General features: G+C 60.3%; 13 protein-coding genes and 1 pseudogene. 5 read left to right on the forward strand and 9 right to left on the reverse strand.

Annotated features, from left to right (window positions below; all coding sequences use genetic code 11):
• Nucleotides 1-2: 2 nt before the first annotated feature.
• The 4 genes from P792_RS24370 to P792_RS24385 form a co-directional block, all read right to left on the reverse strand.
• Complete coding sequence (locus P792_RS24370) at nucleotides 3-1,469, reverse strand: phosphomannomutase (protein WP_023977901.1); 1,467 nt, start codon at nucleotides 1,467-1,469, stop codon at nucleotides 3-5.
• Nucleotides 1,470-1,531: 62 nt separating this feature from the next.
• Nucleotides 1,532-2,041: a hypothetical protein gene (locus tag P792_RS24375; protein ID WP_235075408.1), complete on the reverse strand. Its 510-nt coding sequence runs from the start codon at nucleotides 2,039-2,041 to the stop codon at nucleotides 1,532-1,534.
• On the reverse strand, nucleotides 2,038-2,937 hold the full coding sequence (locus tag P792_RS24380) for an SDR family oxidoreductase (protein WP_051395808.1): 900 nt from the start codon (nucleotides 2,935-2,937) through the stop codon (nucleotides 2,038-2,040). The genes P792_RS24375 and P792_RS24380 overlap by 4 nt, the downstream gene beginning before the upstream one ends.
• A gap of 2 nt (nucleotides 2,938-2,939) precedes the next feature.
• On the reverse strand, nucleotides 2,940-4,361 hold the full coding sequence (locus P792_RS24385) for a hypothetical protein (RefSeq protein WP_152530150.1): 1,422 nt from the start codon (nucleotides 4,359-4,361) through the stop codon (nucleotides 2,940-2,942).
• A 234-nt stretch (nucleotides 4,362-4,595) separates the two neighbouring features.
• Between P792_RS24385 and rplM the strand changes: the two genes are divergently transcribed.
• Together rplM and rpsI are read left to right on the forward strand one after the other, a co-directional pair.
• A complete protein-coding gene (gene rplM / locus P792_RS24390) occupies nucleotides 4,596-5,072 on the forward strand; it encodes a 50S ribosomal protein L13 (protein WP_023977905.1) in 477 nt (158 codons plus the stop codon).
• Between the two features lie 5 nt (nucleotides 5,073-5,077).
• Nucleotides 5,078-5,563, forward strand: coding sequence for a 30S ribosomal protein S9 (gene rpsI, locus P792_RS24395; RefSeq protein WP_023977906.1), 486 nt, complete (start codon nucleotides 5,078-5,080; stop codon nucleotides 5,561-5,563).
• A 395-nt stretch (nucleotides 5,564-5,958) separates the two neighbouring features.
• On the opposite strand, the gene P792_RS36435 is transcribed toward rpsI, so the two are convergent.
• Complete coding sequence (locus P792_RS36435) at nucleotides 5,959-6,150, reverse strand: DUF2256 domain-containing protein (protein WP_081866712.1); 192 nt, start codon at nucleotides 6,148-6,150, stop codon at nucleotides 5,959-5,961.
• Nucleotides 6,151-6,325: 175 nt separating this feature from the next.
• Between P792_RS36435 and P792_RS24400 the strand changes: the two genes are divergently transcribed.
• Both P792_RS24400 and P792_RS24405 read left to right on the forward strand, forming a co-directional pair.
• Nucleotides 6,326-7,135 (forward strand): alpha/beta fold hydrolase, encoded by an 810-nt coding sequence (locus P792_RS24400; protein WP_023977907.1) that lies wholly within the window; start codon nucleotides 6,326-6,328, stop codon nucleotides 7,133-7,135.
• Nucleotides 7,132-7,980 carry a sugar phosphate isomerase/epimerase gene (locus tag P792_RS24405; RefSeq protein WP_023977908.1) on the forward strand — a complete coding sequence of 283 codons (849 nt, stop codon included), beginning with the start codon at nucleotides 7,132-7,134 and terminating at the stop codon, nucleotides 7,978-7,980. The genes P792_RS24400 and P792_RS24405 overlap by 4 nt, the downstream gene beginning before the upstream one ends.
• Nucleotides 7,981-8,016: 36 nt before the next feature.
• On the opposite strand, the pseudogene arsH reads toward P792_RS24405, so the two are convergent.
• The 3 genes and pseudogenes from arsH to P792_RS24420 form a co-directional block, all read right to left on the reverse strand.
• A pseudogene (gene arsH, locus P792_RS24410) lies at nucleotides 8,017-8,700 on the reverse strand (arsenical resistance protein ArsH).
• Between the two features lie 39 nt (nucleotides 8,701-8,739).
• Entirely contained in the window at nucleotides 8,740-9,093 is a 354-nt protein-coding gene (locus P792_RS24415) for a helix-turn-helix transcriptional regulator (RefSeq protein ID WP_023977909.1), read from the reverse strand.
• Between the two features lie 114 nt (nucleotides 9,094-9,207).
• Nucleotides 9,208-10,068 carry a glucose 1-dehydrogenase gene (locus P792_RS24420; RefSeq protein ID WP_023977910.1) on the reverse strand — a complete coding sequence of 287 codons (861 nt, stop codon included), beginning with the start codon at nucleotides 10,066-10,068 and terminating at the stop codon, nucleotides 9,208-9,210.
• Between the two features lie 550 nt (nucleotides 10,069-10,618).
• Between P792_RS24420 and P792_RS24425 the strand changes: the two genes are divergently transcribed.
• Complete coding sequence (locus tag P792_RS24425; protein WP_023977911.1) at nucleotides 10,619-10,936, forward strand: hypothetical protein; 318 nt, start codon at nucleotides 10,619-10,621, stop codon at nucleotides 10,934-10,936.
• A 61-nt stretch (nucleotides 10,937-10,997) separates the two neighbouring features.
• Here the strand turns inward: P792_RS24425 and P792_RS24430 are convergent, their stop codons facing one another.
• Nucleotides 10,998-12,203 carry a PepSY domain-containing protein gene (locus P792_RS24430; RefSeq protein ID WP_023977912.1) on the reverse strand — a complete coding sequence of 402 codons (1,206 nt, stop codon included), beginning with the start codon at nucleotides 12,201-12,203 and terminating at the stop codon, nucleotides 10,998-11,000.
• Between the last annotated feature and the right edge of the window lie 305 nt (nucleotides 12,204-12,508).

The raw sequence follows: 12,508 nt of genomic DNA on the forward strand, positions 1-12,508 counted from the left end.
GGTCAGTCGCGCAAAGAGGTGGCAAGCGTGAGAGCGGTTGCGAGAAGAAGGCGGGCCTGTGTCTGGGTGGCAGCCTCGGCATAAAGCCGTAGTTCTGGCGCATTGCCTGAGGGACGGAAATGCACGACATCCTGCGACGCGAAGGTCAGGCGTAGGCCATCCGTCTCATCGATGTGAACGATGTCACCACAAAGAGCCGCGAAGGCGGGCAGATGCCGGTGGGTGGCCAGTGAGTCGCGCAGGGCCGCGATGGCCTCAAGGCTGCGGTCGGTTGCCAGTGGTGTGATCCGGTCGCTCAACGTGTAGCGCTGAGGCAACGTCGCGGCCAGAGCCGCAAGACCATCCCCGTGGTCGCGCGCAGCCATGAGGGCGCAGAGCATCGGGAGAACCGCATCACGTGTTGGCAGAGCGGCAAGCGCGCCGCCGGGAGCTGTGGCCGTAGGGCGCATGACCGGTGTGGCGAGGAGGAACCCTCCATTGGCCTCATAGCCCACGGAGGGAGCCAGCCCCGATTGCGCGGCTTGCGTCATGGCGGCAACGACATAGGGTGAGCCAATGCGTGTGCGGTGGATCGCGCGAGCAAACCCGGCTTTTTCAAGGGCGGTATTGCTGTTGATGGGTGTGGCAACGGCCTGGGCCCCGAGATAACGGGCGGCGAGAATGCCGAGGATATCGCCACGGAGCCATTGGCCCTGTCGATCCGCAATGAGGGGCCGGTCGGAATCGCCGTCTGTCGTCAGAAGGGCATCGTAAGCCCCTGTCGCTGCCCAGGTGCTGGCCAGAGCGACGTCCTCGGGGCGAACCGCTTCGGTGTCGACCGGCATGAATGTTTCCGACCGGGCCAGCGGCGTCACCCTGGCCCCCAGGGCATCGAGCACGCTGATAAGGCAATCTCTTCCCACGGCGGAATGCTGATAGACGCCAAGGCGAAGGCCCCGCAGCGCATCGGCCCCGAAGAAATCGCGATATCGGGCGATATACGGCGTCAGAACATCAATGGGGTCCGGTAACGTGAAACTTTGGACGAGGGCACCATGGTCGTCGAAAAGTCCGGCAGGGAGCACAACACTTTGCTCCCGCATCCCGGGCTCGTCTTCTTTCAGAAATTCCCCTCGTGCACGGTTGAATTTTATACCGTTGCGATCAGCCGGAATATGGCTGCCTGTCACCATCAAGGACGGTATGCCGCGTGCATAGGCATGAAGGCAAAGAGCAGGTGTCGGCACATAGCCGCAAAAGACCGGCACACCGCCTGCATGCTCAATGGCGGCCGCGCAGGCGGAGAGGATGCGCGGCGTGCTGGGACGCAGATCGCCCGCCAGGGCAACCGGGCAGCCCGGCATGAACTCGCCCAGTGTGCCGAGATGCTGCAGATATCCGAGTACATAGGCAAAACACACGTCATCGCGCATGGCTGAAACAAGGCCACGCGCACCGCTCGTGCCGAAACCGACGCCCGAGCGGGTCATCCAGGCGCCGATTGTGAAGGCGTCAGCCATGGGCGTGCTGCTCCTGCCGTCCGGGTCCGGGCCTAGACGCGCCCATAGCCGAAGCTGTTGCGCGCGCGGGGCGCCAGACGGCAGCATTTCCATCCCCCCTCACCCATATCCGGCGTGTTCTGGTCGGTTGCGGGGGTGAGGTAACCATTGGGCAGCAGCACGTAGTGGGTGATGTGCAGCTCTGGCCCCTTGAGGAAGACATTGCGCCAGATCTTGCCGTCCACCGTATATTCCCTGAGCGTCCATGTGCCATCGAGCGTATCGGCCCGGTTGAACATCATGTCTTCTGCCCAGAATGACTGGCGATGCAGACGATATCGGCCGGATGTCGCGGTTGGGGCGCCATCCAGAACCAGCTCGATCGAGATATTGCCCTGCGGCGTAGGAAGTGGGTTGAACCCGTACCAGTCACCGAAAACCGGCCCTGTCGGGTCGGTGCAGCCCGCCAGTGTGGTGCATGACACCATCGCCAGCATCAGGCAGCCGAGGCGGGACAGGCTTTTCAGGGCGCGGGGTACGGGCTGGGGCATTGGGCGGGTCATGGGCGCATTCCAGAGGAGAAAGGGGCCTGTTCGGAGGCGGGGGAGAAGAGACGGGACAGCCCGACCTCGAGCGGAACTGGCGTTATGCCCAGCCGGTCCTGCATGGGCTGGACGGGAAAAGCCTTGTCCTCGAGCAGGCGTCGTATCTCGGCGCGCCCTATGGTGGGAAAGCCTGGCAGCTTCGCTGCGAGGGGAGCGAGGGCCTCGAGCAAGGGGCCGGGCAGGGGCAGAAAGAGCCGACGCCCCAAACCGGCAGCCTTGAGGATCGCCTCGATGAATTGCCGGTAGGTGACGGCCTCGGGGCCGGCAATGACGAGCGATTCAGGGCCGGTCAGCCTGCCTGTTTCGGCCAGTTCCAGCGCGGCAAGAACCGCGCGTGTCACGTCATCCTGATAGATAGGCTGCACCAGAGAGCGCCCGCCATTGGGCAAGGGAATGACAGGCAGGCGCTTCAGCAGGCTGGCCAGGCGCTGCACGTTGTCCTCACCCTGTGCGCCATAGATCATGGTCGGATGCAGGATCATGCCTTTGCGCCCTGACGCCAGCAGGGCAGATTCGCCAGCCAGTACCCCATTGCCATGCGCGTCCGGCCAGCGCGTGAATTTTCGTGTGCTGCCAAGGGCAATCAGGCTGGCAGTGGCCGGTGCGGCGGCAAGAATGGCAGGAATGAAGCGGGCATGGGCAGTCGAGACGATCCGCACAGCCCCCTCAAGAGCCGTGGCAAGGCTGGTGGCGTCGTTCAGATCGGCCATGCGCGCCGTACGACGTTGGGCGCTTTCGAGTTTTTTCGGGGACCGTATGACGGCAATCACCGTGTCGCCCTGCGCGGCAAGCGCCCGGGCGATAGCGGTGCCGGAGCGACCACTGGCCCCTATCAGATGGATGGGTGACGCCATGTTCAGTGCAGCGTCGTGGAAAGGACGGGCGGTGATGACCAGGCCCGTGCCATGGCAGGATCCTGCGATAGCGGCTTGATCATTCTGATCATGCTCGAATTATCGAGAGGTACTGGCGGTCGGAAGGAGAGCGTCAGGCTTTTCCCTGTAGGGGACTGCACGAATTCGGGGACCGCACTCAGCCCCGGGACCTTCTGTACGACGAAGGCCAGTGACATGAGGAGCGTCGGTTTGAGATCCTCAAGGGTCATGTTGCGCTGGGCGGCGATGCGGGTCAGGAGCGCATCGAGATTGCCCCCCTCATCCGTGTAGGTCAGATCGGTCGAGACGAGGGCGGGCAGATGCTCCGCATCGTAATTCTCGAGATTGTTCATGGCGAGCCGGGCATTGACCGTGAAGGATTTCGGGGTGGTGGCCGTCAGACCGATCATTCCCGCACGCGTGGTCGTGTTGAAGGACATGGTCTGGTTGACCGTGTTGATGTGGATGACCGGGGGCAGGACAAGGGAGAGGGGAAACGCAGGGCTGATCTTGAGAGAGGAATTACGCGTCTCTCCCCGTGTTTCGATCGTCTCGCCTTCTTTCCAGCGGCGCATGTCGCTGGTCTCCGATGTCAGTTGCAGGTTAAGGAATGAGAAGGACAGACCCTTGGTTTCGGTTCTTGCAGGGGTTTCCAGCGCATCGGACAAAAGCGCGACGTGAGCCGGCAGGGTGCCGCCCCTGAATTGCTCCGCCCAACCGACATAACGGGCGTAGCGTATGCCGCTCTCATGCATGTCGGTAATATCAAGGCTGACGGGTGCGGTTGCCTGGTGGGTGCTACGGGACAACAGGCCAGCCACCATGCTGTCTTTCGCGCAAAGCACATGACCTTCATGAAGGCTTCCGGCATTGCCATCATCATGGCCGTAATTATCGAGAGAGGCGTAGCCCATCGTAAACGTGCAACCGCTCGATGCGGTCAAGGCAATGTCATGGATCTGACCATGACGAAAATGAATCTGCGAGGCCGGCGGCAGGGTGACGATATCGCGTTTCTCGCGGCTGAAGGGCGGTAGCAGAAGCTTCTTGAGCGTCACTTCGCCAATGGTACCGCTCACAGGCCCCTGAACTGTCACATGATCAGCATGGATCTGTGAAAAGCTCAGCCCCGTTGCAAGATAACCCGTAGGGTTGTTGATGGTGAGATGTCTTGCCGCGAGGACAATATCGCCGCGGATGAAGCGGGCATTCTCGAAACCGGCACCGCGTGCGAGAAAGCGCGGATAGGCCTGATCATATTCGAAACGTGAGTCGGGTGGCAGGTTGGCACGCAGGCTGGCAAGGGCGCGTTGCAACTCAGCCTTGGATTCGTGGCGTACCCCGATAGCACCCAGACCGATGACAACAAGGCACAGGCCTGCGGCAAGCAAGGGTCTTTTCACGTCAGATCATCCTCTTGAAACGGCCTCAATCGACTGGCTGCATGTTAGTCCGGCTTTGCGACAGGGACAATCTCAGGTATTTTTCATGCGGTATCATGATACCGTTATACAAAAAATGGCGGAAAACAGCCATTTTTTGTATGGTAGCATGAGTCGAAAAAGCTTGACCTGCGAGCGGGCGCGCCCCATAAGGCGCCCCCAATACCAACACATGTTGCTGGATCAGTCAGAATCATGAAGACCACACTTTCGTTGAAGCCTGCAGAGGTGACGAAAGGCTGGACCCTGATCGACGCCGAAGGGCTCGTTCTTGGCCGCCTCGCCACCATCATCGCGACCCGCCTGCGCGGCAAGCACAAGCCCCAGTACACCCCGCATGTCGATTGCGGCGACAACATCGTCGTGATCAACGCCGAGAAGATCGTCCTGACCGGCAACAAGGTGGGCCAGAAGCTGTTCCACTACCACACGGGTCATCCCGGTGGCATCAAGGAGCGCACCATCACGCAGCGCCTCGAGGGCAAGAACCCCGGCAGCGTGATCGAGAAGGCAGTCGAGCGTATGATCACGCGCGGCCCGCTGCAGCGCGCCCAGATGAAGCATCTGTATGTCTATGCCGGTGACAAGCACCCGCATGAAGGCCAGCAGCCGGTCAAGCTGGATGTTGCGTCCATGAACCGCAAGAACACCCTCAATGTGATCGAGGCCTGAGAGATATGTCTGAAACTCAAGAGCGCACAGGTACGCTTCAGGACCTCGCCGGTATCGCTCCTGCCACGCAGGCTGCTCCGGTTCACGAAGTCAAGCGCGATGCACAGGGCCGTTCCTATGCAACGGGTCGTCGCAAGGACGCCACGGCACGCGTATGGGTCAAGCCGGGCAAGGGTGACATCATCGTCAATGGCCGTCCGGTCACGACGTACTTCGCCCGTCCGGTTCTGCGCATGCTGATCACGCAGCCCTTCCTGCTGACGGATCGCTACAACCAGTTCGACGTGTATTGCACGGTCAAGGGCGGCGGTCTGTCCGGCCAGGCTGGTGCAGTGCGTCACGGTATCTCGCGCGCCCTGACCCATTATGACCCCGCTCTGCGTGGCATTCTGAAGGTTGCAGGCTTCCTGACCCGCGACAGCCGCGTTGTCGAGCGCAAGAAGTACGGTCGCGCCAAGGCTCGTCGTTCGTTCCAGTTCTCGAAGCGCTGATACTTCGGGGCTTCGGCCCCGCAGGGATCGACCCGTTTGTGCGGGACGTTTTGGAAAAACCCGCTCTCGCAAGAGGGCGGGTTTTTTTGTGTCAAAAGACCAAGCTGCGCCGATACGGCGCAAAGGTCCCATACAGGCTGGCTCGGCCGTACTGCGGGGTAAAGGGGAGCAGTAATTCCCCCCGGACAGCGCTGGAAGATGAGGCCGCCGCGCACGATATGCGTTCGGATCCTGTTTTCATCCGCATACCTCTCGCATTGGCACTACCCGTCGCAAGTCGATGCCTCCGGATGGATGAACCTGGCTTTCTGGATGTTTGGGTATCTAGCCCTAGGATCTGACACCCCTGCCAACGAGGAACAGCGAGTCGGTTGCACTGATGTACAGGCATGACATCATTCAGGGCGTATCTCAGGTGACCCATTGCCGTCATTGCGTCGGCAGCGTTCCGAACAATAACGCACCTGATCCCAGTCACGAGCCCATTTCTTGCGCCAGGAGAAATGGCGGTGGCACATGGGGCATATTTTCTGAGGCAGATCTGCCTTGTCTGGCCGGGGTGGAATGCGCCCCTTTCCGCGGGCCATGACATTTTTCCTTCGATGAGCGATTTATCAGAACGCCCGAAAGCGTGCAGGTTTTCGTGCCGTTGCGTGACGATCGTTTCATGAAACCCGATCCCGTCTCCGGACGCTTGCCCAGCCATGTGAGCTCGAAGCACTGGCGGTATCCTGTATGCCGCCTCATCCGGAGGAACGGCCCTTGCCCAAAATTACTGCCAGTGACGGAACGACCCTTCATTACGAGGAGCAGGGCAGCGGGCGCCCGCTGATCATGATTCATGGCTGGACATTTTCAGGCCGGTTCTTCCATCGCAATATTCCGGCATTGGCAAAGAAAGCCCGCGTCATCACACTCGACCTGCGCGGGCATGGCGAGTCTGGCAAGCCGGACCACTCCTACCGTATCGCCCGCCTCGCGGCGGATCTGCGCGACCTGATCGCGCAGCTTGACCTTGATGATGTAACAGTTCTGGGCTGGTCCATCGGCTGCCCGATTATCTGGTCTTATCTTGAGCTATTCGGCAAGGCGCATCTGCGTGACGCCATCTTTGTGCAGCAAACGCCGCGTCAGTATTTCTCTGCTGAATGGAAATACGGTCATGCTGCGTGTTACGATCAGGCCGGACTGGCTGAAACCATCCAGAAACTGACCCTGACGCCAGAGGCATTCGACCAGCAGAATCTTGCCGATTGTCTGGCCACCACACTGTCGCATGACGAGCGCACCATGCTCCTGGCCGAAATGGCCAAAAGCCCTGCTCATGCCCGCGCCGCAATGATGGCGGACCATACAGTGCATGACTGGCGAGACCTTTTGCCCCATATCGATCTACCTGCCCTGATGATGGTCGCCCGCAAGGACGCCGTACTCGTGCCTGAAGGCCCTGCCTGGGTGGCGGAAAACATGCCGAAATGCGACGTGCTCCATTTCGAGAACAGCTCCCACATGCTCTTCATCGATGAAACAGCGAAATTCAATCAGGCCGTGCTGGAGTTTCTTGACCGATGAGCCCTTTCCCTTTCGCATTCGGCATGAATCAATTCACCACCCAGCCGTGGTCATTCGAACAGGATGTCGAGCATTATGCCCGCCTCGGCGTGCAGGCGATCGAGATCTGCGAAGCCAAGCTCGATGCGGATAACGCCCCCCGACAAATGGAAATGGCGAAGGAGGCCGGACTTGCCATCAGTGCGGTGCAACCGGCCATCCGCACGTTTTTCGGTAGTCAGATGGCACCCGAGCCACAGGCTACCCAGGCGCGTGTGACGGCTTTTGCGGAAAGCCTGAAGCGCCTTGCACCCTATGCCGAGGGCGCGTCGTTTGTCATGAATACCGGCGCACCACCCAAAGGCGATATGCGACGCTGCCTGGACGAGACGCAAAAACATCTGCGCACTCTCGCTCTGCTTGCGGCCGATCTGGGAGTCAAACTGGCCATCGAGCCACTCAACCCTGTCTCGATCAATGTCGAGACGGCCATCTGGACCATTGATCAGGCATTGGATGTCATCGAGGCCGTTGGGCATCCCTCATGCGGGCTCTGCCTGGATTACTGGAATATCTGGCAGCAGCCCGATTGTGCTGGAGCAATCAGACGGGCAGGCACGGCAATCCTTGTTGTGCAGGCCAGCGACTGGCGCACGCCCCGTTCCGGTATGGACCGTCTCATTCCCGGGGAGGGGGCCATTCCGCTTGGGGCACTGATGAAGGCAACCTACGATGCTGGCTATCGGGGCGCCTGCACAGTCGAAATTTTCTCTTCCGGCGTTGAAGACAGCCTCTACGACCGTGATCTGGAAGCGGTGATCCGGGAGAGCCATGAGGGGCTAATCACGGCATGGGCAGACGCCTGATCTGTCGGGGAACGTCACCTGTTTTCAGCGCTGCCATTATGGTGCCGCAGACAGGGCTTTTCGTTCGCTATAGCGGTCAACGAGATAATCGGCTCGGTCACGGGTCAGCAGGGTGAACTTGACGAGTTCATCCATGACATCAACCAGCCGGTCATGGAATGACGAGGGGATCATCCGGTCATTCTCGTCGAACTGTTTATAGGCCATGGGAACGCTGGATTGATTGGGTATGGTGATCATGCGCATCCAGCGGCCCAGAATGTGCAGGGCATTGACTGTGTTGAAGCTCTGCGAACCGCCGCAAACCTGCATGACGGCGAGTGTTCGTCCCTGGGTCGGGCGTATGGAACCGGTTTCGAGCGGGAGCCAGTCAATCTGGTTCTTGAAAACAGCCGTCAATGTGCCGTGGCGTTCGGGGCTGCACCAGACCTGACCTTCCGACCACAGGGACAGGCGGCGCAATTCCTGCACCTTCGGATGGTCATCCGTCACGGAATCGACCATCGGCAGATCTGCTGGATCGAAAATCCGCGTTTCCGCCCCGAGCGCCTCCAGAATACGGGAGGCCTCGATCACGAGTAACCGGCTGAACGAGCGTGGGCGCAGCGAACCGTAAAGCAGCAGGATGCGCGGCCGGTGCGTAGCGCCGATACGAGGCTCAAGCCTGTCCTAGTCGATAGGATGAAGATGGCGGGGATCGTAGAGCGGTGCATCCGGCATGTAGGGGCGTCCTTTACTATGTCCATCAGGCACAGGCGTTCAGCTTTTTGGCTTTGCACCCATCGTGCAGGGATGCAGCCCGGACAAGATTGGCGAGGCGAGATCAGGGCGGTCCGTGCAACATTCTGACAGCAGAAACGCCATCAGCTCTGCAAGCTGCCCCACGGCTGCCCGGTAAATGACCGCCCGGCTCCGGCGCTCTGAGGTAAGGAGCTCCGCACGCTGCAAAATGGCCAGGTGGGTCGATATCGTGTTCTGTGGTTGCTCAAGTTGGGTCGCAATTTCGCCGACACGCAGGCCGTCCGGCTCGTGACGCACGAGCAGACGTATGATCTTCAGGCGTGTAGCCTGTGACAGCGCAGCGAAAGCTGCGAGGGCCTCTGACGTTTCCATATATCTAGATTAACTGATATATTTCGGTGGCACAATGCCGAGTGAGGATCCGACCGGTCAAACTCGCGTGTGCCGGGGCATGGCGCGAAAAGCGCAGCATGCCCGCGGAGAAAATCAGCCGTTGATGATCGTTCCGCCATTCACATGCAGCGTCTGGCCTGTCACGAAGGATGAGTCAGCGCTCGCCAGATAGACATAGGCCGGCCCGAGCTCAGCCGGGTCGCCGCATCGGTCCATCGGCACGGAATTGGCCAACCCGGAGACTTCCTGCGGGTCGACAGGTCCCCAGCTTGCCGGCTGAAGCGGTGTCCAGACCGGTCCTGGCGCGACCGCATTGACCCTTATGCCCTTCGAAACGAGTTCGAGTGCCAGAGCGCGGGTGAAACCCATCTCGGCGGCCTTCGTCGTGGAATAGGCCAGCAATCCTGCACTGCCGCGATAGGCATTGATGGACGAGGTATTGATGATGGCGCTGCCTCCGCCCAAATGGGCCAGGGCCGCGCGCGTCAGATAGAAATAGCCGTTGATGTTGGTGTCCATATGACGCTGCCATTCATCATCGGTGATGGTGGCACTGTTCTGGTTGACCACCTGCCAGCCGGCATTGTTCACGAGGATATCCAGAGTGCCGAATTGCTCGATCGTCTGTTTTACAGCGTCATTGCAGAAGGCGCTGGAGCGTATGTCACCGGCGATGGCAAGCGCCTTGGTCCCTTCTTTCTCAATCAGGCTGACGGTCTCCTGCGCGTCTTCATGTTCCTCAAGGTAGAGGATGACGACATTGGCCCCTTCGCGGGCGAAATGCAGCGCGGCAGCACGGCCGATGCCGCTGTCAGCCCCGCTGATCAGCGCCGTCTTGCCCGAAAGCTTGCCACTGCCACGATAACCATCGCGGATATGAACGGCGAGCGGGCGCATTGCCTTTTCTACACCGGGCTGATGGGTTTGCGACTGGGGAGGGATCTGCTCTGGCATCGGCTGGCTCCTTGGGTCGAATGACCACGGATACGATTTCACGGACCCGTGAAGAATGCCTCACATGGCGTGATGTTCCGTCAGGTCACAGTGTTCAACCCGTTGTGAACGAGCCTGCTCACAAGAAGGGAGCGGCAGCCTGAAGCGCTGCCTGAGGCGTGTTCTTTGATCGCCAGAGAGGTTTCGTGGGAATCTCGTTACGCTGAAACGTTCAGCCGACCGCCCTCTGCGGTGTCGGTCTGATGGGGGAAGACCATCCTGTTCGAGCATTGTGTTGCACGGGCAAAAGGGGGTGGTTCACAAGGATGTAAAAGGCTAGAGAGATTTTCCTGCGTTCTGTCCCGCCCTTTCGGGGGGATCTTGCCATTCGATCAGGTGAAGACACGTTTCCCGGATCCGTTATGTCGCGCTGTCAACCTCGTGTCGCGTGCCTTTATTTTCTTCAGGGAGCCTGGTCCTGACTCGTTCCGATGATCCCAATCTCCATCTGCTTGATGAGAGAGGGCGACGCATAAGAGCCGCACGCAAGAACGGCAGGGTCTGGATATTCATGGTGCCAGGGCAGATCCAGACCGTACGACTGGTGTCGAGGCTTTTTCATCCTGCCTGGGCTGAGGGCAGTCATTACGGCCCATCGCGTGGTGTGCTTGTCGGCAAGATCACGTTCTTCGACTCAAACCGGACCCATACGATGACCGAGCATCTCGACAGCCCTGCGCTAGACGGCTGGCGTGAGAAACACTCAGCCCAGTCACGCTGGACTTCGGGGGATGCAATGCTGTCTCTGGGTGATCAGGACCCGATCGACCCCGGTGTGCTTTCGATCGAGATCCTGTCTGACGAAACATATGAGGACGACGATCTCTAAGACCTGATGCTGTGATGTTCTTGCGGCTGGACAATGTCGCAACAGGCTGGAAGCGCAAGTGTCAGGTTCGAGACCGACGACCCGTCTTGCGTGTTGCGGCACGGCAGGCACGTCGCTTGCCAAGCCAGATCAGCACGCCTGTGGCGGCAAGAGCCGCCGTGGCGACACCGCTCAGACAAACCAGAATACGTCCCGGCAGTCCTGCGATCCGCCCGCTATGAAAAGGGTCCTGTATCTGCAGGATCATATCGCCAAGGCAGCCCTGGGGCGCCATTACGGTCTGCTTCGTCGCGCCGGTCTGCAAATCCACTGTGACGAGCGGGCTGCCAAACCCGGCAGGAAAACGATCCGAGTCACTGAACAGATAGAACAGGGCGGTATCGGGCGCGTGGGTCAGCATCAGGGCAGCGGGTCGGGCAGACCAGCCATGCGTAACAACCCATTCGTGGGCGCGACTCTCGGCCTGTTCGAGGGTCAATGCATGCGGGCCCCCGGGCAGGGCAATCTCGGCTTGCGGCGGGGCCAGCGGGAACAGGGCACTGACAGCAGGCTGGAAGATCTGGGGGCCGAGTGCCAGCGCCACGCCACTGACTGCCATGCCGAGAAACAGCAGCCACAACCATAATCCTGCAGCCCGATGCAGGTCGAAAAACAGGCGCAGGGCATTGCGGGGAGAGGCCACCAGCCATGATTTCTTCCATCCCGGCCAGAATCGCCGCCGCCACGGAGCAAGGGCAGGCGGCAGGGTGAGGAGAAGGCCGTTCAGGCAATCCAGACTCCAGATCAGCGCTGTGATGCCGACGATCCAGAGCCCTGTCTGACCGGCAACCAGCGAATAATGCAGCCGGTAGATAAAGGGCATCAGGGCGCGCCGCCCGAGGCAGCATCCCTCGCTCAGTCGTCCCCCCATTTCATGACCATCCGATGGATCGAGAAAGATCTCGTCCCATAACGGGTGTCCGGCATGGTCCCTGAGCGGTGAGAGATAGGCATGGATCGTCTCGAAGCGGGCAGGCCTGTAATCGAGCAGGATGAGCGATTGACCGGGGTGCCGCGTTTCGATGGCTCTGATCAGGTCAGATGGCGCGAGATGGCTATCGCCATGCGTCGTCGTAAACAGATCAGGGTTGAGCATCCGGTCAAGCTCGACCCGAAATACGCTGATGCTGCCCGTAAGGCCGAGCACGATAAGCAGAGGGGCCAGAATCAGACCGAGATATCGGTGAAAGGCCAGCAGGACGGGGCGCGCAGGGCGCAGCGGCCACATGAAGCGGTCGATAGGCCGGCCGCGGTCCGTTTGACGGGGGGCGCGAGGCCGCAAGGGGGCTGGCACGCTGGGAATGGGGCCGTTCCAGTCACGAAGGCTTGAGCTCGCTTCTGGCTAGTGAGTGCGCAAGTAATAGTCAATCGCAATATGCAGATAAGGTTGGAACCGGGCCTTCGAACGTACGAAGGCGATATAAGGCGCAGCCGGGCATGCCATCGGACGATATTAGGGGGTATGCAGCGATGATCCGTCAACCGTGGTCCATCCACCGGCCCCGTCAAAAAACAAAACCCCGCCTTTGGGGC

It is taken from the genome of Asaia sp. SF2.1 (assembly GCF_000505765.1).
Lineage (GTDB): Bacteria > Pseudomonadota > Alphaproteobacteria > Acetobacterales > Acetobacteraceae > Asaia > Asaia bogorensis.

Coding starts and splice junctions, on each gene's coding strand:
- P792_RS24370 (WP_023977901.1), bottom strand. CDS start 1,469: ATGACCCGCTCGGGCGTCGGTTTCGGCACGAGCGGTGCGCGTGGCCTT.
- P792_RS24375 (WP_235075408.1), bottom strand. CDS start 2,041: ATGACCCGCCCAATGCCCCAGCCCGTACCCCGCGCCCTGAAAAGCCTG.
- P792_RS24380 (WP_051395808.1), bottom strand. CDS start 2,937: ATGGCGTCACCCATCCATCTGATAGGGGCCAGTGGTCGCTCCGGCACC.
- rplM (WP_023977905.1), top strand. CDS start 4,596: ATGAAGACCACACTTTCGTTGAAGCCTGCAGAGGTGACGAAAGGCTGG.
- rpsI (WP_023977906.1), top strand. CDS start 5,078: ATGTCTGAAACTCAAGAGCGCACAGGTACGCTTCAGGACCTCGCCGGT.
- P792_RS36435 (WP_081866712.1), bottom strand. CDS start 6,150: ATGGCCCGCGGAAAGGGGCGCATTCCACCCCGGCCAGACAAGGCAGAT.
- P792_RS24405 (WP_023977908.1), top strand. CDS start 7,132: ATGAGCCCTTTCCCTTTCGCATTCGGCATGAATCAATTCACCACCCAG.
- P792_RS24415 (WP_023977909.1), bottom strand. CDS start 9,093: ATGGAAACGTCAGAGGCCCTCGCAGCTTTCGCTGCGCTGTCACAGGCT.
- P792_RS24420 (WP_023977910.1), bottom strand. CDS start 10,068: ATGCCAGAGCAGATCCCTCCCCAGTCGCAAACCCATCAGCCCGGTGTA.
- P792_RS24425 (WP_023977911.1), top strand. CDS start 10,619: ATGGTGCCAGGGCAGATCCAGACCGTACGACTGGTGTCGAGGCTTTTT.
- P792_RS24430 (WP_023977912.1), bottom strand. CDS start 12,203: ATGTGGCCGCTGCGCCCTGCGCGCCCCGTCCTGCTGGCCTTTCACCGA.